The following is a 21,738-nucleotide window of genomic DNA, read 5'->3' on the forward strand; positions in this document are numbered from 1 at the left end:
GAACTCTCTTTCCCTTGAGTGAAATTTCCTAGAAAATCCTGATCGCTTGTTTGCGCCTGATCTCATGGCTAGTCTTCACTCCGTCACTGCCAAATCAGTGGCCGGGTTTAGCAGCTCGTTTTTACCGAGGCACGCAAGTGCCGCCTTCCGTTCAAGCGGCGTTTTTTTTGCGCCTGCTGTTCTTTATGGTGGCTGTGCGTGGGGCACTTTCGAGTGCGCCGGGTCCCTTGGTAACCGGTCTGCTAACCCGCGTACAGTCGCCACCCATTGTTTAGCAGCGATGTCTGGAGACTCCACTTACCAAGGAGTTTTGCCATGTTCAAGGTCACCCCCAATCGGCCTGTAACACCCAACGTTGAAACCATCGACCCTCGTGCCGCCGACCGGGCTTTGTCTCACTACAACCTCGGGCCGGACGCTGGTTCGAAACCCGCACCAAACGCTGCGCTGTATGATCATCTACCTGCCCCAAGACACCAGGAAGATGCCTTGGTCAACGTCTATTCGATTCTGCAATCCGCTGCGGCCACGGCCTATGAGCACGCCGATAACCAAACCGGCTCGAACCGCAAAGTGGCGATGGGTGTGGTGCACCTGATTGAGCTGGCACAGTTGAAGATGGACTCGGTGCTTGATGGACAGAGCATCAGCGTCGGCGGCAGACAGGACTGGGTAGTTGAACGGGAAGCCGTACTTCCCGTTCCGCCCCCTTTTACACCTTCTTCCTCGCCGCCTGAGGCCGTTTTTTCCGAGTAGCCGGCTTCACCGCAGCCTCCCTTCCCGGCCATAGCGACACGCCCAGGGCAATAAGAATCACTGCACCCAGGCCACACACCGAGATCATCACAACATTCGCCTTCCACTCTCCCGTTGCGACAGCTTCGCTTCTCCAAGCCATCCATGGATGGTCTGGCGACACCCTCAGCCCCTCGGCTGCCGCCTTGTCGCAGAATCGTTTCGTCAGCGCGTTCTGCTCACTCTGGCTGATAACGGGATCGGGGTGACGGCTATACCTCGGCGTATCTGGCGGCGTCCAGGTTTCCTGATAGTGACGAGCGAAGTCGTCCCCGTAGCTGAACGTAGCCGAGACGTCCCACCACGAGTCCTGTTTGCTGTAGCGCATGTTCATCGAGCATTGATCGACGCGAGCCGCAACCGACGGCCAGTCACGCGCTTGCCAAAGCGTGGCGGCATCGTAAAGCCCCATGCCAGCACAAACGAGGAAGACGATCCCGAACACGATGAGGACAAGCGAACGAATACCGGAGAAGAAGTTTATGACCCAGGTAAAAAATCTCTGCATGATTTCCCTTGGACATGTGAAAAGGAGCCGGATTTATTTTCACATGCAGCCGATAGAACTACTACCTTACTCACGCATAAAAAATAAATCCGTTCCCTTTTAGACTGTTATTTGGCTAAAAGAGGATGAATTTATTTTTTGCAGGCTGTGCTGGTCAACCGCATATGAAAAAAAATCCCCCTCTTTACGCCCGTACAGGCTGGCTCAGCACATACAATGCGCGGCCAAACACCTGATTGGATTAACCGCGAATGCGGTGCTCAGTGAACTCATAATCTTCCTGGCAATCGCCGGAAGGGTCTGACGCCACATTCACGTAATGCACCGTGTCGGCATCAATCAACTTGTAGGTGTAGACATCTGGCAAACGCACTCCATTGGTTCTCAATTCATTCCTGCCATTGGCAGCAGACCAGCTGCCATGTTCGGTTTGAATCGGCTGAGTCTGCTGGGCATCCCGGAAAAAGGTGATGGTGAAGCTGCCGTCGGGCTTGAAGTCATTCTTCCAGGATAGGAACTGGCATTTGCCGTTTTCTGCCCGCAGGCCTTTCCATGAACCCATCAAGGATGGATCGTTGGCCGGCTTGTTGGCGGCACAGCCACCTAGAGTTGCAGCCAGGACGATAAGGGCCAGGGAGAAATTCCGTTTCACGTAGTGCTTCCTTCTTCAAATGGATTCTGTGTGTTGCGAACGCTCAGCGGTGACTCAAATCGGCCTCAAAGGCCCGATACGTTGGCCACGGGAATACGCGCCTCCGACTGGGTGACATCGTAGACATGCTGTTCACAGCGATCATCCACAAACTGAAACTCCACCAGATAGACCTTGCTTCGCTCCGGTGTGAACGTGCTTCTGAGCGGGCCACATCGATAGGCACGCCCAATACTCTCGCCACTGGCGTAACCCGAAACCTCGAACGATTGATCGGCGTCGGCCTGTACTTCCAACTGCGGGAAGTGCTTCAATGTTGCGCTGTTGGCCGCTTCATTAAGCGTGGCAATCCAGCCGAACAACTTGCCCCGGCCGGTATCCACTACCGTTCCCTGCACATCCATGCGCTGGTCAGGGTCCATCGCGCGCCTGATCGAAAACTCTACTGGGAAGGTAGCTCCCGACGCTTTCATGATGACCTTTGCGTGCTGCGCATCGACAGTCACTTTGTTCTGGCGCAGTTGGATACCGTCCTTGAGCAAACTGGGGGAAGAGTCTCTGACATTGGATTTACACCCAGGCAATATCAGAATTAGGCTCAAGATTAGCAGTGACGTCTTTTTCATGAACACTCCATGTACATCATTAAAAATTACTTGCCGCCAGACAAGGATACCTCAGGAGCAGACCAAATCACCCGTTTCCCTTTGCACCTAACCGGCAGCAGTGAGCCCGCCACAGATTTATTTATGAAGCGAGCAAAACAAATAAATCCGTCCCTTTTTGATCCATAAGAGACTCAGCCATCGCCATCCTTTTTAACCGAAAACTGCAAGGTGTTAGTTTATCTGAATCTCCTCCAGCTCAACCGCACTCAATTGAGACTCCTCTAGCACTGAAAAATCATCAGAATTATCATGCAAACCATGGGATACGACAAAGCTCTTGCCTCCTGAAAAACTAAAACGCAAGCCGACTTCGCTGGGGCGTTGGCGCTCCTTCGCATTCATCTGCCCACGTTTAAGTATTGTTACGTTACTTACACAACAGCCGATAAGCTGCTTCCAAAAAACAGTAGCAAACCCTCCAGACTCAGAAATAGCGAACAGTTCCTCGTCGCCTTCCAATGAGGTCTGATCTTGACTCGCGACCCTCGCAGCCTCATCCCAGACGATGACGCTATTCAGAGAGGGGTCACTCGAAAATCCAAGGATTACACCATCCTCGAAATAGACGGCTAAAGGTCCGGCCGTCAACGAGAAGGCCAATTCGTCCTCAATACCACATTGAGCGGCAATTTCCGACCCAGGCCACCAGCTATACCTAACAAGCTTGGTGACCTGCTTGCCAGTGAGCCCCCGAAGAAACTCAATTGCCACAGACGGCACCATTGAAGTCATATACTTAGCCTCCATTAAAACGGTCCATTTTTCCGTGCTGCCTGAATCAACAAATCGATCATTCGAAGATTATTTCTTGACGGCGCAGCGTTAAAGTTAACAGCAAGCGGATCAGCAACCACAACGCGCCCCTTGTTGCTAATCAGAAACTGCAGGTCGTTGATCTGAATATTGTTATTTACTATTGTATCTCGAATACCTTGTAGATCTGAAATGCTTTGTTGATTGAGGAGTGGCGAATCGCCGACAATGCGCACCTTCCCCTCCACAAGCCTCACGACATCTTTCGACCCTTGAGCAAACTGGTCCATCAGCATACCAGGTGTACCGTCAACACTCACGGCTTGAGGATTCACTGTGGGAATTCCCGCATCATGCAACTTACCGAGCATGTCGATCTCGTCGGAAATCGCCTGCGAATTCGTTCCATTACGCAAGACGCCAACGGCTTGGTTGTCTCCATAGGCATAAACATCCTTATTACCGCCACGACCTAGCAAGTCTCCAAGGTCAGAACGACCAATGTTCGAGCCTGCAATGGCATCAGTACTTTTTGTACCACCTATCCCCCGCTCAGCCTGAACCAACTCGTCGCCCAGCTTAGCAAGGTTACTGAGCTCCGTAACCTTGGTTACCTTTCCAACCCCAGCAACCTCACCCGGCCCCGGAATCAGCAGCGTCGCCAGATCAACGGTGGTTTTCCCCGTTTGCAGCCCCTTCTCGTAGCTATTGTTCTGCAGCCCGAAAACAAAATCTTGACCACTTTTCGTGGTCAGCCAGTTGGTAACCATGTCCGAGCTAGGTTCGACAAAAGGATCGAGAAGGCTATTCGCGGCGTCTAATGGATGACCGGATAAAAGCTCATTCCCCAAAGATGCGATTGATCGGACGCCAGACCAGGCACTTAATCCCCCACCTACCAGCCCACCCAAGTACGGATCAATCGCCCCGTGCTTGCTGTCACTGTAATCAAGATTCAGCTTGTAATAGTCAACCAGATTGGCCGTATTGAATCTGTCGGAATCGCCCAAATATCTAATATTGACGTTGTAGTCCTTGAACTCAGCCGAGTGAGCAACGTTGTAGTTTTTTATCAGACTCAACGTTTCATCGGAGGTATAGGCCTTCCCCCCGCTTTCAAGCGTTGCAGCAACACTGTCATACCGAGCTGCCAGTGGTGAAAGCGCACTTCCCAAATGCTCCAACGTTTTCGCATCAAACTGACTGTCCGCCCCCCCTATCGTTTGTTTCCACTGAGCATCCGTATAGAAAGCAAACGCGCGCGCCATTCGCTGCTCGGCTTCGGCTGGACTGATGCCCAGCTCGGCCGCCATTTTGGGGGCTTCCTCTTCGATCAAGCGTGCTTCTGTAGGGTGAGCCTGACGGTTGTATTTATCGATATTGCCGGCAATAACGGCACCGCTCGCCTGCGCGATCGAACCATTGCCACCTGCCACGGCAGCCCCCACCCCCGCGGCGATCCAAGTGCCGAGAGCATCGCGGTTTTCCGGGCCGATACCGTTATTTTTCAGTACCTGGTCCAAGGTCGGCATAACAGCCGCCGATGCGCCGGCGCTCAGCGCGCCATTCGCCGCCGTACCGCTGGATAAGCCCTGCAATGCACCCGCCAGGCTATGCAGCAAGATAACCGCGAACGCGGTGCTCAGTGAACTCGTAATCTTCCTGGCAATCGCCAGAAGGGTCCGACGCCACATTCACGTAATGCACCGTGTCGGCGTCAATCAACTTGTAGGTGTAGACATCTGGCAAACGCACTCCATTGGTTCTCAATTCATTCCTGCCATTGGCAGCAGACCAGCTGCCATGTTCGGTTTGAATCGGCTGGGTCTGCTGGGCATCCCGGAAAAAGGTGATGGTGAAGCTGCCGTCGGGCTTGAAGTCATTCTTCCAGGATAGGAACTGGCATTTGCCGTTTTCTGCCCGCAGGCCTTTCCATGAACCCATCAAGGATGGATCGTTGGCCGGTTTGTTGGCGGCACAGCCACCTAGAGTTGCAGCCAGGACGATAAGGGCCAGGGAGAAATTCCGTTTCACATAGTGCTTCCTTCTTCAAATGGATTCTGTGTGTTGCGACGGCTCAGCGTTGACTCAAATCGGCCTCAAAGGCCTGGTACGCTAGCGATAGGAATACGCACTTCTGACTGAGTAACATCGTAGACATGCTGTTCACAGCGGTCACCCACAAACTGAAACTCCACCAGATAGACCTTGCTTCGCTCCGGTGTGAACGTGCTTCTGAGCGGGCCACATCGATAGGCACGCCCAATACTCTCGCCACTGGCGTAACCCGAAACCTCGAACGATTGATCGGCGTCGGCCTGTACTTCCAACTGCGGGAAGTGCTTCAATGTTGCGCTGTTGGCCGCTTCATTAAGCGTGGCAATCCAGCCGAACAACTTGCCCCGGCCGGTATCCACTACCGTTCCCTGCACATCCATGCGCTGGTCAGGGTCCATCGCGCGCCTGATCGAAAACTCTACTGGGAAGGTAGCTCCCGACGCTTTCATGATGACCTTTGCGTGCTGCGCATCGACAGTCACTTTGTTCTGGCGCAGTTGGATACCGTCCTTGAGCAAACTGGGGGAAGAGTCTCTGACGTTGGATTTACACCCAGGCAATATCAGAATCAGGCTCAACATTAGCAGTGACGTTTTTTTCATGAACACTCCATGTACATTATTAAAAATTACTTGCCGCCCGACTGAGGTATTTCAGGAGCAGACAACGTTGCCCTTTCCTTTTGCACCTCATCAGCAGCTGTGAGAGGAGTCGACCGTTTTCAATACTCTGCAATATCGAAAGATATAACACCTATTCTGCGTTGATCACTACTGTCGACGCGAGCATGTCCCCCAATCTTTTCCGCCCCCCAAAAAACACGAACACCCAATCTATAAATAGCAGATTAAACTTCAAAAAATTCCGAACAAATGACTGAAGATAGCTGCAGCCTAAAAGGCTGGATTCATCAACAGTTGAAATCTTCATCATTTTTTTGCCAATGCTTTGGCCATCCCAAATAGCGTCAGAAAATAAAAAATATCCGCCGCCGACGACCATCCCCACGAGAGAGGCAATACTATACGGCCCTACAAAGTTCAAAACCGTGATGATGACAGACATCAGAAAAAGCACGATGACTGAGTCAATGATCTGAGCAGCTAATCGACGAATTGGGCTGGCCAAATTGGGAGAATGTTGCTGTGTGCGTCCATCCATACTGAACTCCATATTATCTCTTAACTGCCGGATCATTGTAAGAAATCAATAACAAGGTGACTTGAAAAGGGTACGAATTTATTTTCGATACGCCTGACAGGACCACTGCTTTACTCTCCCCCAAAAAATAAATCCGCTCTCTTCTGACCCCAGGCATCAGAAAAACGCCCTACTCAACGTCTACTCGATTCTGCAATCCGCTGCGGCAACCGCCTATGAAAACGCCGACAACCAAACCGGTTCGAACCGCAAGGTAGCGATGGATGTGGTGCACTTGATTGAGCTGACACAGCTGAAAATGAACTCAGTACTGGATGGACAGGCCATCAACTGACAGGACTCAGTCATTGAATGGGAAGCTGTGCTTCCCGCTCCGTCGAAGATCATGCTTGCTGACAACACACGATCTTCGACGGCACATCGCTTAAGTAAGTGCCATTCAAATCCGTCCCCTTTTTGGGCTATGCTTTCAGGGGTTACCACATCAAAAAAGCCCTATGCATCAATACCCGCTCTATTAGACGATTTTTTAAAAAATCAATCGGCAGCTCCCATAAAAATAGTTGGAACAGAAACCGCCTTGCCAGTTGAAACGCTTACTTCTTTTGTACTGAATTATTTTGGTACAAATTCATCAGCAGAAGTAATTTCCCCAAGCAACGTACCTAGGGGAAGCCCCCTAGCCTTCCTAATCATTTGACCTGCTAATGTCCAGTAGACATCAAGATTCGAAACCTCCAAATTATCCACGATATCTTCACCACCGAGAAATAATGGTATCCTGTATCCGATACATTCCTCGTAGTTAGGTGCAGCGCCTCGAACTAGCCACTGAAGACGGAAGCTAACGGCTAAAGCCTCTTCCCGGTACTCAATCAATTCTTTGTTATGAAAAGTTACGATATTGCAAGGAATTTCTAAAGCCTGTCCGGTTCCCGGCTCAAACATAACAACGCCAGAATGCCCATCTTCCAATCTGCCTGAGTCAAGTGCAAATATGCGCCCTAGCCAATCGCAGCCAAAACATTGCACACGCCCATTAAAATTTGGAAACGCATATTCGACAACTTGGTTCCACTCCTTAATCGAACCAGGCGTCATCACCCGATATAACGCCTTATCAAATGAACACCCTCCAAACTCCAACATCAGTTCAGCCAGTCCATAATCATCACCTTTAACATCCAAAACAGTCAGATTTTCATTGGCCACACGGTAGTCGACTGGGAAAGAGCCGCGAAAAATATCATACATTTACCGATCTCCAATTTTCACATTATTAACTTTCGTTCCAGGCTGCAAGCCCTTTGTTTGCTGATAAATTTGAGCACCAAGGCTACGGTTAACACTCCTATCTAACGGACTCATGTTAGAAATAGTGTCAGTACCGCCGAGCTGTAAGTCAACCATGTGATCGACATCAGAGCCCGTTGGCACTGTATTGCCAGCCTGCCTATAACGACTCGCAGCCGATGTCCCAGAGCGTACTGGCGTCGTTAGGACGGTATCTGCGTCGTTCAGAATTTTAACTTTTGCATCTGCCGCTGCACGTTGCGCGTCCGTCCATCCTGATTTGTAAGATAGAGAGAGATCGACGCCATCGCCTGCCACCGGTGCTCCGTCACCTACTACTCTTGTTTCACCAGACAGTAAATCAGTCGCAGGTCCTTTTACACCACCTACCTCTTTTGCCGCAACGCCCAGTGCCCCCCGAACCCCCGCAAAATTAAGCACCGCGTCCAGGCCCCACAGAATCCGTTCGTCAGTGGTAGCCACAGCCCCCGTCACCGGATTCGTTCCACCCGAAGCCATGTAGGTCTGACAGCCAATCACGATTGGCCCCATCCCTCCACAACCCGCCGCAAAAGCATCAGCAGCTATACCATCAAGACGAGCTTTTGTGCCTGCCACCTCCGCGTCGTATCGAGCCTGCCCTACAACCGACTGCTCATGCGTAGCCGGCTGGAAAGCCCATTCCTCACCTAAGAGCCAGCAGAAATTTGTTGCGCAGATGCTTGATGCTTTGATCGCTCAGGCCACGACCAAAGCGAGCAGCGAAGGAAGGGAGATTTTGCAGTAAACAGATAAAACAGCACCGGCGCGAGGCCGGTGTCAGATCGAGTATGATTCTATATAAATCTGTTATCCGTTATCAAAAATTAGCTATCAATATTCAATCTAATCCGGGCGCCGTCCGGTAGCTCTTTAATTTGACTGGCTATATCAGCTCTAAATCTCATCCCCTCTACAGCATCAGCCAAGTACAAATTATCCAGCACAAATTCACCACCCAGTACGAACGGCACCTTAGGTAACAAACGCTTCCCGGTAGGAAGCTGACCGTTCTGCTTTTGCCATTGATGCGCTAACGGATAGCCCGTAAGTACCTCATAATCACTGAGGAGCATTTGCACCCAGCCTTCAATATCATCAGCCAAGTACTCTAACGAGCCTGTTTCTGGGTCAAAGGTATAGACCTTGCTATCTTTAATGCAGAACTGCCCACCAAAAACATCTTCAGCAAAAAAAAGGCAACCATCGGCCAGGCCTTTGTAGCCACTGCGCCACAGAGCACTCTCGTTCCAATCACAAATACCAATTTCGTTCTGACTAGAGTGTGTTGGAAATACATGCAAAGCACTTTCTAGAGCATAAAAACCATTACGCTGACACAGCATTCCCAAAAGTTTATCAGCTAAAGTGCCTGCCAATCTACGCGATTGCCCTAACATTTCAGGCTCATGTTCGCTCAAATATGAACTTGCGTTCGATAACAATTTATCCAAACTAGTCATATTCTAATCCACCACGTCTGTTCGAACCTTTGCTCCGTTTGGCAACCCTCTACATTGAGCACCAATACAAGCACCAGCCCCACGGTTATCGCTAGGGTTGATATGTCTTACAGAGGCCCCTTGACCACCTTCTTGGAACATTGCAGGTGGATACTCATCACGATCAAGACCTGGTTTGGTTTCAATACCGCGCAAAGAATCACGCCTATTTGATGCCGTATTCGCGCGATCTATGGTCAGAGTGTCAGGCTTACCCGCGTCAATAGCGTCTTCGATGTGTTGTGCTGACTCAGGAAAGCGGTTTTTGCTGACTGTTACAACCTTTTCAACATCACTCCCAGCGGCACCTGCGCCTTTTGCACCCGCACCAATCTCAGCTACATCTGCCGCCCCTTTTACACCACCTACCTCTTTCGCCGCAACGCCCAATACTGGTGTTGTGGGTGTTCGCCAGTTCAGTGCCGATCTTGATCAACGAACCCTTGCTGGCAGAACCACCTGCCTTGTTGGCATAGCCCGACAGAGCATCGTAGACGTCTGACGCCGTGCCCCCCAGGTTGTAACCCGCCAAGGCCGCCTGCGCCAACTTCACCGCCTTGAGTCGAGGATCGTCGGCGCTGTTCGCGGCTTTGATCGCGCTACGCATGGTGTTGTAGCTATCGATCACCGTACCACCCAGCACGCGCCCCACCGCCAGGCTGCGGGTCTCGTCGGTGCTGCTCTGATTCGCGCTTTCCATACCGGCGGCGATAGTCACGTTGGCACCGGTCAGGCTCATGCTCTGGGTGCTGACCAGATCGCTGGCGGTCACGCTGAGCAGGCGACCGGCGCTAAGCGACACATTGCCTGCACTGGAACCGAGGGTGCTGCCGGTCAAGGTGGTTTCCGAGGACTGCCCGGTATGGTTCTGGCTGCTGATGGACAGGTGCTGGTTGCCGGTCATGTCATCGAGGCCCAGCTTGTTCCCCGTCAGCACGCCGGTGAAGTCGTGGTTCTTTTCCTTGTGCAGTTCGTTGCGGGTGAAGGTGTTCTGCGCCGCATCGATCTGCAGGTCACGCCCCGCGCTCACCGAGAGGTCCGCCGTGCTCACCAGCGAAGATCCCTTTTCACCTTCAACACACGCTTAACGTTTGCGGCGATGCTGTCCGGCTCTTTCGCGACCTGCAAGAGAACTCTCTTTCCCTTGAGTGAAATTTCCTAGAAAATCCCAACCGCTTGTTTGCGTCGGATCTCGCAGCTAGGCTTCATTCCGTCACTGCCAATTCAGTGACCGGGTTTAGTCGCCCGCCAGTTTGATCAGGCGCACAGCACCACCTTCTACGAGGCGCATTTTTCAGCCTCCGTTTCATGGTGGTCGTGCGCAGGGCACTTCGGTGCGCCGGGTTTCCTGATCACCGGTCGACTAACCTGCGTACGGCTGCCACCCCTTCGTTTAGTCGCGAATGTGGCGGCTCCTTCAACAGATCGGGAGTACCCATTCTATGTTCAAGATCACCCCCAATCCGCCCGCAACACTCAACGTTGAAACCATCGATCCACGTATCGCCGACCGGGCTTTGTCTCACTACAACCTCGGTCCGGACGCTGGTTCGAAACCCGCCCCAAACACAGTGCTACGTGATCATCTACCGGCCCCCAGGCATCAGGAAGACGCCCTGGTCAACGTCTACTCGATCCTGCAATCCGCCGCGGCCACGGCCTATGAGCATGCCGACAACCAAACCGGCTCGAATCGCAAGGTGGCGATGGGTGTGGTGCACCTGATTGAGCTGGCACAGCTGAAAATGGACTCGGTGCTGGATGGGCAGACCGTCAACACTGTCGCCTGACAGGACTTGGTCATTGAACGGGAACCTCTGTGCTTCCCGCTCCGTCGAAGATCATGCCCGCTGGCAACGCATGACCTTCGACGGCACATCGCTTAAGTAAGTGCCATTCAAATCCACCCCCTTTCAGTTTTTCTCCGACGAGTACAAAATAAAAATATGAACAAGCAATTTTCTGAAATACCTCATCGTCAAATCAGGGCGGTCTACGATGCGACAACCATTCGCGTCTATCAAGCCTATTCCGATGCCATTGCAGACGCTGCACTGGCACAGGGAAAACTCGCATCCCCGCCGTTCAAGATGGACCGAATGACTTGGATTAAACCTTCCTTTTTGTGGATGATGTATCGCGCTGGATGGGGTTTTAAAGATGCCGGACAGAAGCGTATCCTGGCAATAGATATCACAAGGGAAGGCTTTGAATGGGCATTAGCGCACAGCTGTTTGAGTCATGCTGATGAATCTATCGATATGGCAGAATGGGAAGCCAAAAAAAATGCATCACCTGTACGTGTTCAGTGGGACCCGGAAAGAGACTTGCTCTTGCGCCCGCTGAAATATAGAGCTATTCAGATCGGCCTTAGCAAAGAAGCCGTACAACTATATGTAAACCAATGGATACAACGCATTACTGATGTAACCCCCTTGGCTCACTCAATCTACAAACTAATTCAAGACGGCGAGTTCGCTACCGCACAAAGTAAACTCCCACAGGAAATAGAATACAGCTCAGAGCACTACAAGTGATATTGCTGAGCCGCAGGATTCGATTTTCCGTCGTGCATGACCTTTCCGCAAACGGTTTTGACTTCACCAGTTCAATATCAGACTTGACTCATTTGACACGCTGTGGGAGGGGGCTCGGTCATTGAATTTCCTTGGGGTAGGCAGCCCCCAGCCAAATGACCGTTTACACAAAACTAATTACACCCTCCCCCGATGTCAGGATAATTTTTATCGGCACGGCGCTGCTACCCGTAGAACCGGATGAGACTCATAAGGAACTTGGTTTTAGTCATCCGCCTTGATACGACTGGCTTCGAGGGCACGACCTCGCTCGTTCAACTCATGCAACAAGTCGTGGCCATCCACAATCCAGAATTTATCTGATTCTGGAAACACATCTTCCGGATACGTATTGGCAAAGTCCACAAACTCACCTTCCCACCCGTCAGGAACATAGCGCTCTAGTCTCGGGCCACTCTGATAAAAACCAGCAAAACGTCGGCTATCAAAATCAATGAACGCAATTGGAAACAAAAAGCTCACATCCCACCACGATTGCGCATTTTGGAAGCGCTCCAAGAGTGCCAGCTGTAAAAATTCAGGACTCAACTTATGAGCCTCCGGTGCACGTAAAAAATCGTCAGCTGTATCTTGATCAAGCACCACGATGCCGGCCCTTTGGGCAGCTACCACGTTCAAATCGGGGAACTGATGGCCTGCCGAGACAAATTCATCGCGCCGTTTTCTCCAATCAAGCACCAAATTTTCAGGTTCTAATAATAGCCAGTGAACAACTCCTCTATGGCGAGCAACAGCCACCACATATTGCGGATCAAGCAATTCAGGAGTAGCCGCCCCTAAAATCTCTTCGAGCTTTTTCATTATTTCACCTTACCAGACCCTGGAATTGCATTTTCCTGCAACCACTCTCCCCAAGGAGGGGGTAGCTCGTAAGACCGGCCCGGCGTTGTTGTATCAACGATCTTCGGAGCCAATCCACCCTGATTCAAAGGATTGCTTCGATAGAAATCCTGAGAAATTGCATTTTCTCGAATGAAATCATCCATCCATTTCGGTATATCAAATGAAGTCACCGTACTGCCAGGACGTAGTGCCTGAAAATATTGCGCATGCGATGCATCTCCAATACTGATATTCAGCGTTCCATTTTTAATTATTGGATTGCCATCAGCATCAAGCGTAATAAGCGTTTTGCTTGCATTAGGTATCACACCACCCTGCACCCGATACACAGTCAAAGTACCGCTAGCAGCCTCTGCGGCTGTTGTAATTGCCCCATTGCCCAATTCAGAAAAGTCTGCGGCAGCCCCCAAGTGGCCAGTGGGAATGGGGTAAAGCGCATCCTCTACAGCCTTTGTACCTAGCCCGCTACTAAAGTCCCCAGCACTATTTATAACCTGAGCATCAACGGTCATCGCTCTCGAAGTATAGCCCCCAGAAAGCTTTACGCTATAGGGACCTTCAGAGCTGTACCACGAAGGTGTTCCGGCACCAAGCTTTGCTGCCTCTTCCGCGTTTTTTGCACTATTGGCCAACTCAGAAAGATCTGCTGCTTTACCCAACGCTCCGACACGGCCAGCGGCAATCAGGTAAAGGGAGTCCTCCGCAATTTTCTTACCCTTCAGCTCATTATACGCGGAAGAGTATCCCTGCAAACTGCCAAGGTAGTCAAGTATCTCACCCTCATTGCTTTTTGCTCTATAGCTATCCCAGCCGGTTCCCGCAGCAACACCCAGGAGGCCATTTGAAATCTGAGAGCTGGTCCCGGAAAAATCATTTACAAGCCCGCTTCCGAGCTCATATAGACCTTTCCCCACCCCATAATACCCGCTCCCTATCCCTTGCACGCCCTCCACCAGCCCAGAACCCAAAGCACCTACAGACGCTAAAGAAGGAACGTTATATTTTAGATTCCTATCATAGTAATCGGTTTGACTATTCACCTCAGAACTTCGGTAGTTAAATACATTCCCGCTTATCAAGTACTCCCCATACATCAGAGGATCGTTATATGAGACAGCATGATTAACTTGATAGCCTTGCAGCAAGGCCGTGGTTTCTGCCGGGGTATAAGTTCTTGGCCCCTCAGACAGTTTAGGAACATCTCCGGTTGTTTGATTGACAGCGTACCGGTCCGCCAAAGGTGCTAAAGCCGCTCCCAAATGCTCCAATGTCGTGGCTTTGAACTGACTGTCCGCCCCCCCTATCGTTTGTTTCCACTGAGCATCCGTATAGAAAGCAAACGCGCGCGCCATTCGCTGCTCGGCTTCGGCTGGACTGATGCCCAGCTCGGCCGCCATTTTGGGGGCTTCCTCTTCGATCAAGCGTGCTTCTGTAGGGTGAGCCTGACGGTTGTATTTATCGATATTGCCGGCAATAACGGCACCGCTCGCCTGCGCGATCGAACCACTGCCACCTGCCACGGCAGCCCCCACCCCCGCGGCGATCCAAGTGCCGAGAGCATCGCGGTTTTCCGGGTCGATACCGTTATTTTTCAGTACCTGGTCCAAGGTCGGCATAACAGCCGCCGATGCGCCGGCGCTCAGCGCGCCATTCGCCGCCGTACCGCTGGATAAGCCCTGCAATGCACCGGCCAGGCTATGCAGCAAGATACGCGCCGAGCCACCTTCAGCCCACACCGCTTGCAGACTTGTGTCCTTGCTGCGCGTCGCGTCCGCCAGTTGCTGATCGGCATAGTCGCCGATTTTCTTGTAGGTATCCGCCGCCGTGGTATTGGCCACGATACCCACCGCCGTCGCCCCGCCCGCGCCGCCCAACCCCGCAGCGAGCAGGCCCGTGGCGATATCGGCCATGATTCGCTTGTCGCCACCGATGTTCCAACTGGCCGCATCTGCCGCAGCCGCATTCGCAGCTGCATTCGTGGCCGCTAGCTGCGCATCCGACATGACCCCTTTCGACTCTTCCGCCTCTTTTGCCAGTTTATTCGCGGCATCCGACTTGGCTTTGGCAACCGCATCTACGATGCCGGTGGCCAATTGCACAGTGCTTTGAATAAGGTCGATGCGCTCCTGCATCGCCTTTTGGTCAGGCTTGTCCAGCTTCTGGTTGGCGTTCGCGGTATCACGGTTAAGTCCGACCAGATCATTCGCACCCTCAGCACTACGCACGACTATCGTGCCTTCGCTGACCGCACTACGGGTTTTACTGTGATCCGAGTCGCTGAGCGACAGCGGAACGCTACCCCCCACGGTCGACCCGGAGTAACTGCCATAGGACAGCGACAGGCCAACCGACTGACTCTTGATATCGCTGGTGTTTTTAATGTCGCTGACGATCAACCGATTCGTATCGAGCAAGTTCTTGTCCGCAGACGCCTCACTGGCAATCACTGCGCCTTGCAGCGTGGTCTTGTCACCCACATGAATGTTGTAACCACCCGCCCCCGCGAACAAACCGCTCTGATCCGTCACGGCCTTGTAGTTACTGTTCATGTTGCCCGCCGCCAAGCTGGCGGAAGCCGTCACCGTCGAGCCGTAGCAGAACGGCGGAATACAAATGCTCGCGCCGAAACCAGCACTGCCCTGCTCGCTCTTCTGGGTCTCGCTGTCCTGGCGCGAGGTGATATTGAGATTGCCGCCGATATCCGCCTTGATGCTCTGCGCCCGGACCTGCGCGCCAGCCAGGGTGGTGTCCTGTCCACTGCGCAGGACCAGCGAGCCGGTATCCAGGGTGCTGTTGACCTGGGTTACCGAACCGCCAGTGCCCATGCTCTTGGCGATGGACGCCCCCAGGTCGAGGGTGAAACCATTCTGCTCACCGATATTGAAACTGGCACCGATCGCGGTTTTGTCGTTATTGCTGTCGTTGGCCCAGTTCGCGGTGTCCTGCGCGCTTTCCAGGGTGATGTTGTTCTTCGCCAGCAACACCGTATCGGCCGCTTTCATGCCACTGCCGATGATATGAATATCGCCTGCCGTCCCCGGCGCGCTGCCATCGGCGATGATCGTCAAGGTTTTACCGGCCGTGAGCGAGCTTTGCTTGGCCGTCTGGCTGTCGTACTCGCTGGTGCTGGTGGTGTGGGTGCTCGCCAACTCTGTGCCGATCTTGATCAACGAACCATTGCTGTTAGCACTGCCCGTCTTGTTGGAATAGCCCGATCGACCATCGTAGGCATCCGACGATGCCCCTCCCAGGTTGTAACCGGCCAATGCAGCCTGCGCCCACTTCACCGCCTTGAGTCGAGGATCGTCGGCGCTGTTCGCGGCTTTGATCGCGCTACGCATGGTGTTGTAGCTATCGATCACCGTACCACCCAGCACGCGCCCCACCGCCAGGCTGCGGGTCTCGTCGGTGCTGCTCTGATTCGCGCTTTCCATACCGGCGGCGATAGTCACATTGGCACCGGTCAGGCTCATGCTCTGGGTGCTGACCAAATCACTGGCCGTCACCCCGAGCACGCGACCGGCGCTGAGCGACACATTGCCGGCACTGGAACCGAGAGTGCTGCCGGTCAAGGTGGTTTCCGAGGACTGCCCGGTATGGTTCTGGCTGCTGATGGACAGGTGCTGGTTGCCGGTCATGTCATCGACGCCCAGGCTGTTCCCCGTCAGCACGCCGGTGAAGTCGTGGTTCTTTTCCTTGTGCAGTTCGTTGCGGGTGAAGGTGTTTTGCGCCGCATCAACGCTCAGATCGCGCCCCGCGCTCACGGTGAGATCCGCCGTGCTCACCAGCGATGATCCCCGGACCAATGCATCCTGTCCGGCCTGAACCGCGACGCTGTTGCCGGAGACCAGGCTACCCACCGCCGTGGTTCGGCTTTCGCTGACCTTGTCGGTCACCTTGCTGGCCTTGAATCCCCCAAAACTGTGGCTGTTGCTGTCTTTGTCATGACGCGTCTGTGTGCTGTCGACCGCCTCGACAATCGAGATATCGTTGCCGGCCACCAGCTGCGCTGCGCCCGTTTGTGCGACCACTTGGCTGCCTTGAACCAGCAGATTACGACCGGCCTGAACCGCCACCTGCTGTCCATCGAGGTTCGAGCCTTGGGAGGTGGTGTCGCTGGTGGAGTCGCGGGTGGTCGTGGTTTTGCTGGAAAGGAAGCCATTGCTGCCATTGACCTTGTGCGCTTCATCGGCGCTGCGGGCGTTCTCCCCAGCCGTCAGATTGACGTCCCGCACCGCCTGGGCAATCACAACACCCGCCGTACTGCTGACACTCGCGGCACGCACATTGAGATCGTTGCCAGCGCGCAGGCTCAGGTCGCCCTGGGTCTGGAGGCTGCTGCCACTTTCGCTGCGGCTCGCCTCGGTACGCCAGTTGTCCCCATCCCAGTGGTTGCTTTGGTCACGTGTCTCGATGACCGTCGTCAGGTTCAGGTCACGACCGGCGGACAGGCTGGTAACACCCGAGCTGCCGCTATTGACCACCTGTGCGCCCTGCAGGTTGATATCCCGTCCGGCGCTGGCCAACAGGGTGGCCGCCGGATCGGAAACGAACAGGCCGGCGACCCGCGACAGATTGGTCTGGCTGCCCTGCGCACTCTGGGTGCTGATGGTGCTGGACTGCACATTCAGATCACGCCCGGCGCTGACCATCAGGCTCTTGTCAGCCTTGATCTGGCCACCGAGGTTGTTCAGGTCCTGCGTCGCGTCAAGGCTAACGGCGCTGCCCTGAATGCGCCCTTCCAGGTTATTCAGCGTGTCGGCCTTGATGGAGACCACCTGACGCCCCGACAGGCTCGCGCTGTTGACCAGATTGCCCGTCACGTTCAGGTTCAGTTGCTGCCCGGCCATCAACCCGCCCGCGCCGTTGATGTCACCGTCACGGACTCGCACGTACACCTGCGGCACTAGCACACTGCGTACTTCGCCATTGGCCAAGGTGACATCCTTGGCCACCAACCAGACGATATCGCTGGTCAACTGGGCCATTTGCGCCGCGGTCAAAGCCACACCGGGAATCAGCTTCCAGCTATTGGCGTAGGTGACGGCGTTATCGATCAGGCCCCGGTACTGCGTTTCGTCATTGGCATAGCCATCGACGAAACGGCGGCCGGTCAGCTGTGCCACCTGCTCGCGAATCAGTTTCTGCTCATAAAAACCATCACCCATGCGTTGTTGGGTCGCCGCCGGGTCCAGGTTCAGCCGGCCGAGCATGTAATCCGAAGACAACCATTTGCCATAGTTGGTGAAGCGCGGATCGGTTTCGATCAGATAGCCAGTGGTGCTGGCGGGGTTCGGACGAAACAGCGCGTTGTCCGGCAAGGCACTGTTCACTCCGCCGGTGAGAATACGCTCAGCCACGCCGGCAACGTTTTTCGTGGAACTGGCCAGCACCTCGCTGATCGGCGTGAGGCTTGGCCCCTGGGTTGCGCTGGACACCTCGCCAGCGCTCACCGAGCCAAGGGTCAGACCCGCCACCTGGGTGCCACTGCCTTGCGGGGCGGTGTTCTGTGCATAGACCGTCGGTTGCAAGGAGATCGCCTGCACACTGGCCGCCGGGTTGTAGGCGACAGAGTCGGCCCCCTGCTTGTCACGGCCTTTCTGCTGGATGCGATAGAAGTTCGTGAGTGTGCCGCTGTCCGTGGTGACCTGCTGTCCCGCGACTTCGGTGTTGGTCAGGCTGTTGGCGTTGGTTTGCAACACGCCACCGGCAATGATCCGGCTCTTGTCGTTGAGGACCTGGTCGGCATTGATGGTCAGGTTAGTGCCGGCGAGTATTTGCCCGGGATCGGAACTGGCAATCTGGGTTTGGGTCACCACGCGGGTCAGGTCGTAGCGGTTCCAATCGTCGTTGCTGCCTTCCGGGGTCACCAGAATGTCGACTTCGTTGTTGTAGATCGAAATCTGATTCGGATCGTAGCGATTGACCGAGCCCGTCAGTTGATACTGTTGCAGCGCCTGGCGCAAAAGCTCGACCTCGCGTGTCGAGAAGTGTTCGTTGGTGTTGCGAACTAAGGCCGCATTCAACTTCAGGGCACCGAGGGCCTCGATGGTCGCGCTGGCGTTATTGAGTTCGAGCGCCTGACCGGTGGCGTGGTAGTCGCTGTCCAACGCGCCACCGATGGCCATGTCACCGGCACTGAAGATCAACCCGTGTTCGCTGTTGTTCAGGTATTGCGCGCCGATATCCAGACTCACGCGCGCGGCGATCACCGCCGCCGTGCCGTTTTCGACGGTATTGGTCAGCGTGCCCGCCGCCAGCGATAGCTGGTCACCGTAGATTCGCCCGGTACCCAGGTTGCTCAAGGTGGGCGCGCTCAGCCGGGTGTACTGAGCATTGATCAGACCACGGTTGACCAGCGACTCGCTGGCATTCAGTTGTACCTGCTGGGCACTGATTTCACCGGCGGCCGCGTTATCGATTTGCCGGGCCGAGAGTGTCAGCAGGTTGCCCGCCTGCAAGCCGGCCTGGTTGCTCAGTAGCCCCGTGGTTGTCAGGCTCAGGTTGCCGTTGGCCTGCAGCAGGCCGGCATTGACGTAATCGCCATTAAGCGTGAAAGACAGATCGCCCAGGCTCAAGGCCCGACCGTTGCCGGTATAGCTGGCGCTGTTGAGCGTCAACGCGCTCCCCGCGATCAACGTGCCGCCCTGGTTGCTGACGATTTGGGTTTTGGCCGCCAGGTTACGGTCGGTCAGTAGAAACCGGGTGCCGGCCGAGATTTTTCCGGACTGGTTGTTCACCGTACCGCTGCCCGTCACGGTCAACGCCTGAGAGGCAATGATCGAGCCGCCCTGGTTGCCCAGTTGATCGACGGTGAAACCGAGGGTACGCCCTTCGATGCCTTGATCCAGGCCTTGGGTGCTGGAGTTGTCGAGCTGCGCCGCGGTCATCAACAGATCGTCACCGCTGCGAATCAGGCCGGTGCTGTTATCGAGTTTGCCGCCGATCGTGAAGCTGAGGTCGCCCAGTGTTTCGATGCGCCCACCGTGATTGTCGAGACTGGCGCCCACGATGGTCGTGTTGGTCCCGCTTTGTAGTTGCCCACCGCTGCCATTGCTGATGGCCCCTGTCGTGATGTTCAGGGTCTGCCCGGCATCGACGAAGCCTGCGATGTTGAGCAACTGGCCCGAGACCAGCGCGATCGACTGGAGTGCCTCGATGTGACCGCCGCTGTTGTCCAGCACGCCGCCCGTGGCCGTCAGTGTCAGGCTCGATTTTACCGAGCCGATACTACCTTGGTAGTTGGTCAGCGAGGCGGCGGTGATATTCAGTGCGCCCTGACTGGCGATCACGCCTTGGCTGTTATCCAGTGACCCTTGCAGTTCGATACTCGTGGCTGAAGAACCGCTCTGCAGCACTGCGCCCTTCACGTTGGACAAGTCACGGGCCTTGAGCCGTACCTGGGCCGCACTGACGTTGCCGCCATCGGTGCGCAAGACTTTCTGCGCCGTGGCGGTCAGGGTGTTTTTGGCGGTCACGCGCGCGCGGCTGACGTCGACATCACCCTGGCTGCTGGTGAGCGTCACTTGGGCGGCGGAGGTCTGGCTGTCGCTCAGGTCGACGGCCGCTGCCTGGGCCTGCAGACTTTCGGCGGCGAGATTCTGCCCCTTGGCACTGAGCTGGCCCGAAGCATTCAGGGTCAACGAACCGGTCTGCCCCAGCTTGCCACTGCTGTCGACCCCGGCGGCCAGGGTCGAGCCACTGATGCTGCTCAGGTTCACGGCTGTCAGGTGGGTATTGCCCTGGGCGGCAACGATACCGCTGTTGTCGATATCGGCCGAGGTGTTGACCGTCAGGTCGCCCTTGGCGTACAGCGTGCCACTGTTCTGGACGCCGGCGCCGGTCCCGACCTGCGTCGAACCGGCACTGCTGATCTGTCCACTGTTTTCCAAACGCCCGTCGGCGCGGATCACCACGTCGCCGGCGCTGGCGCCGATCTGCCCGGCATTGCGCACCCCGACACCGGCGCCATTGCCCACCAGGACGATCTTGCCCGCATACATGCCGCCCAGTTGCGCGACATCGATGCCGACCACCGGCGTAGCGCCGTTGTCGGTGCTGGTCTTGCCGGCCTGGATGCTCAGGTCCTTGGCCCAGACACCCGCGTTGACCTCAACGGTGCGCGCGATGATTTCGGTGTAATCGCTGTTGCGCGTATCCATCCCGGCACCGTTGATGGACACCTTGCCGCCATTGACTTGATAGCCGCTGATTGCGCCGTTCTCGAACTGCGCCTTGCCGGTGGTGAGGGTCGCGCGATTGGCGTTGATGAAACCACAGCCGTCACAGCTGATCCCGGATGGGTTGGCGATCACCACCTGCGCCCGGGAGCCGGCCACTTCGACAAAACCGTTGAGCTGGCTCGGATTGCTCGAATTGACCTCGTTGAGGATCACCCGCGCCGTGCCTGCGCCCAACGCCGGATTGCCGTCCACCCAGCCGCCCAGTTGGGTCTGACTGTTGGTCGCCGAGTTATTGAGGATCACGCCACGCCGATCGACGTCGAACTGTTGATAGGTATTGCGCGACACACCACCGGCGCTGGGCGCGGTGATATTGACCTGAGTGACTCCGCTCCCGGTCGCTCCGATGCCCGGCTGCTGCGCAGCAGGCGCGCCGGGGTCGGCGACCACGGCCGCCTGGGCCGACGCGGCGCCCAGCGTGATCAGGCCCAGCGCCGCCATCAGGGCAAAACGCAGGGGTGTCAGACGTACCACGCAGCCGACGCCAGAGACTGCGCCTGTCACTCCGCCGCCGGTTGATTTCGAGCCGCAGCTCACATTTTCGGCCACCACCATCAACAGGCCACGCGCCTTGTTGAAAATGATCCGATACAGATGCTTGTTAATGTTCAATTCCTTTTGAGCTG

At 55.0% G+C, this 21,738-nt stretch carries 19 protein-coding genes; 4 read left to right on the plus strand and 15 right to left on the minus strand.

The genetic code is table 11. From position 1 onward, the window contains the following. Positions 1-315: 315 nt before the first annotated feature. Positions 316-756 carry a DUF6124 family protein gene (locus AC07T0_RS17135; RefSeq protein WP_495002319.1) on the plus strand — a complete coding sequence of 147 codons (441 nt, stop codon included), beginning with the start codon at positions 316-318 and terminating at the stop codon, positions 754-756. On the opposite strand, the gene AC07T0_RS17140 is transcribed toward AC07T0_RS17135, so the two are convergent. The 8 genes from AC07T0_RS17140 to AC07T0_RS17175 all read right to left on the minus strand — a co-directional run bounded on the left by AC07T0_RS17140 (position 713) and on the right by AC07T0_RS17175 (position 6,595). Then, the gene (locus AC07T0_RS17140; RefSeq protein WP_495002320.1) at positions 713-1,303 is read right to left on the minus strand and encodes a hypothetical protein; all 591 of its coding nucleotides are present in this window, start codon (positions 1,301-1,303) and stop codon (positions 713-715) included. The two genes, AC07T0_RS17135 and AC07T0_RS17140, sit on opposite strands and share 44 nt — an antisense overlap. A gap of 241 nt (positions 1,304-1,544) precedes the next feature. Then, positions 1,545-1,955, minus strand: coding sequence for a hypothetical protein (locus AC07T0_RS17145; protein WP_495002321.1), 411 nt, complete (start codon positions 1,953-1,955; stop codon positions 1,545-1,547). A 65-nt stretch (positions 1,956-2,020) separates the two neighbouring features. Further along, positions 2,021-2,581 carry a hypothetical protein gene (locus AC07T0_RS17150; protein ID WP_495002322.1) on the minus strand — a complete coding sequence of 187 codons (561 nt, stop codon included), beginning with the start codon at positions 2,579-2,581 and terminating at the stop codon, positions 2,021-2,023. A 213-nt stretch (positions 2,582-2,794) separates the two neighbouring features. Next, a complete protein-coding gene (locus tag AC07T0_RS17155; protein WP_495002323.1) occupies positions 2,795-3,355 on the minus strand; it encodes a hypothetical protein in 561 nt (186 codons plus the stop codon). Positions 3,356-3,369: 14 nt separating this feature from the next. Beyond that, positions 3,370-4,998 carry a hypothetical protein gene (locus AC07T0_RS17160; RefSeq protein WP_495002324.1) on the minus strand — a complete coding sequence of 543 codons (1,629 nt, stop codon included), beginning with the start codon at positions 4,996-4,998 and terminating at the stop codon, positions 3,370-3,372. Beyond that, on the minus strand, positions 4,988-5,410 hold the full coding sequence (locus AC07T0_RS17165) for a hypothetical protein (protein WP_495002325.1): 423 nt from the start codon (positions 5,408-5,410) through the stop codon (positions 4,988-4,990). Before AC07T0_RS17165 ends, AC07T0_RS17160 begins: the two co-directional genes overlap by 11 nt. A gap of 65 nt (positions 5,411-5,475) precedes the next feature. Then, complete coding sequence (locus AC07T0_RS17170; protein WP_495002326.1) at positions 5,476-6,036, minus strand: hypothetical protein; 561 nt, start codon at positions 6,034-6,036, stop codon at positions 5,476-5,478. Positions 6,037-6,187: 151 nt separating this feature from the next. Then, positions 6,188-6,595 (minus strand): RDD family protein, encoded by a 408-nt coding sequence (locus tag AC07T0_RS17175; protein ID WP_495002327.1) that lies wholly within the window; start codon positions 6,593-6,595, stop codon positions 6,188-6,190. 127 nt (positions 6,596-6,722) lie between these two features. On the opposite strand from AC07T0_RS17175, the gene AC07T0_RS17180 reads away from it, so the two are divergent. Further along, positions 6,723-6,929: a DUF6124 family protein gene (locus tag AC07T0_RS17180; RefSeq protein WP_495002377.1), complete on the plus strand. Its 207-nt coding sequence runs from the start codon at positions 6,723-6,725 to the stop codon at positions 6,927-6,929. 281 nt (positions 6,930-7,210) lie between these two features. Here AC07T0_RS17180 and AC07T0_RS17185 read toward each other — a convergent pair whose 3' ends face one another. From AC07T0_RS17185 to AC07T0_RS17205, 5 genes are all read right to left on the minus strand, one after another. Further along, on the minus strand, positions 7,211-7,849 hold the full coding sequence (locus tag AC07T0_RS17185) for a T6SS immunity protein Tdi1 domain-containing protein (RefSeq protein WP_495002328.1): 639 nt from the start codon (positions 7,847-7,849) through the stop codon (positions 7,211-7,213). Further along, complete coding sequence (locus AC07T0_RS17190; protein ID WP_495002329.1) at positions 7,850-8,506, minus strand: hypothetical protein; 657 nt, start codon at positions 8,504-8,506, stop codon at positions 7,850-7,852. A gap of 248 nt (positions 8,507-8,754) precedes the next feature. Continuing rightward, positions 8,755-9,390 (minus strand): SMI1/KNR4 family protein, encoded by a 636-nt coding sequence (locus tag AC07T0_RS17195; RefSeq protein WP_495002330.1) that lies wholly within the window; start codon positions 9,388-9,390, stop codon positions 8,755-8,757. A gap of 3 nt (positions 9,391-9,393) precedes the next feature. Continuing rightward, positions 9,394-9,819, minus strand: a complete 426-nt coding sequence (locus AC07T0_RS17200; RefSeq protein ID WP_495002331.1) for a NucA/NucB deoxyribonuclease domain-containing protein — start codon at positions 9,817-9,819, stop codon at positions 9,394-9,396. Continuing rightward, entirely contained in the window at positions 9,764-10,480 is a 717-nt protein-coding gene (locus AC07T0_RS17205; RefSeq protein ID WP_495002332.1) for a hypothetical protein, read from the minus strand. The genes AC07T0_RS17200 and AC07T0_RS17205 overlap by 56 nt, the downstream gene beginning before the upstream one ends. A gap of 391 nt (positions 10,481-10,871) precedes the next feature. On the opposite strand from AC07T0_RS17205, the gene AC07T0_RS17210 reads away from it, so the two are divergent. Further along, the gene (locus tag AC07T0_RS17210) at positions 10,872-11,219 is read left to right on the plus strand and encodes a DUF6124 family protein (RefSeq protein ID WP_495002333.1); all 348 of its coding nucleotides are present in this window, start codon (positions 10,872-10,874) and stop codon (positions 11,217-11,219) included. A gap of 156 nt (positions 11,220-11,375) precedes the next feature. Then, positions 11,376-11,966: a DUF4291 domain-containing protein gene (locus tag AC07T0_RS17215; protein WP_495002334.1), complete on the plus strand. Its 591-nt coding sequence runs from the start codon at positions 11,376-11,378 to the stop codon at positions 11,964-11,966. 264 nt (positions 11,967-12,230) lie between these two features. On the opposite strand, the gene AC07T0_RS17220 is transcribed toward AC07T0_RS17215, so the two are convergent. Further along, the gene (locus tag AC07T0_RS17220) at positions 12,231-12,827 is read right to left on the minus strand and encodes a hypothetical protein (protein WP_495002335.1); all 597 of its coding nucleotides are present in this window, start codon (positions 12,825-12,827) and stop codon (positions 12,231-12,233) included. Next, positions 12,827-21,718, minus strand: coding sequence for a two-partner secretion domain-containing protein (locus tag AC07T0_RS17225; protein ID WP_495002378.1), 8,892 nt, complete (start codon positions 21,716-21,718; stop codon positions 12,827-12,829). Before AC07T0_RS17225 ends, AC07T0_RS17220 begins: the two co-directional genes overlap by 1 nt. Positions 21,719-21,738 lie beyond the last annotated feature (20 nt).

The organism is Pseudomonas sp. GW821-FHT04D07 (genome assembly GCF_059420225.1).

Coding starts and splice junctions, on each gene's coding strand:
- AC07T0_RS17135 (WP_495002319.1), top strand. CDS start 316: ATGTTCAAGGTCACCCCCAATCGGCCTGTAACACCCAACGTTGAAACC.
- AC07T0_RS17140 (WP_495002320.1), bottom strand. CDS start 1,303: ATGCAGAGATTTTTTACCTGGGTCATAAACTTCTTCTCCGGTATTCGT.
- AC07T0_RS17150 (WP_495002322.1), bottom strand. CDS start 2,581: ATGAAAAAGACGTCACTGCTAATCTTGAGCCTAATTCTGATATTGCCT.
- AC07T0_RS17155 (WP_495002323.1), bottom strand. CDS start 3,355: ATGACTTCAATGGTGCCGTCTGTGGCAATTGAGTTTCTTCGGGGGCTC.
- AC07T0_RS17170 (WP_495002326.1), bottom strand. CDS start 6,036: ATGAAAAAAACGTCACTGCTAATGTTGAGCCTGATTCTGATATTGCCT.
- AC07T0_RS17175 (WP_495002327.1), bottom strand. CDS start 6,595: ATGGATGGACGCACACAGCAACATTCTCCCAATTTGGCCAGCCCAATT.
- AC07T0_RS17185 (WP_495002328.1), bottom strand. CDS start 7,849: ATGTATGATATTTTTCGCGGCTCTTTCCCAGTCGACTACCGTGTGGCC.
- AC07T0_RS17195 (WP_495002330.1), bottom strand. CDS start 9,390: ATGACTAGTTTGGATAAATTGTTATCGAACGCAAGTTCATATTTGAGC.
- AC07T0_RS17210 (WP_495002333.1), top strand. CDS start 10,872: ATGTTCAAGATCACCCCCAATCCGCCCGCAACACTCAACGTTGAAACC.
- AC07T0_RS17215 (WP_495002334.1), top strand. CDS start 11,376: ATGAACAAGCAATTTTCTGAAATACCTCATCGTCAAATCAGGGCGGTC.
- AC07T0_RS17220 (WP_495002335.1), bottom strand. CDS start 12,827: ATGAAAAAGCTCGAAGAGATTTTAGGGGCGGCTACTCCTGAATTGCTT.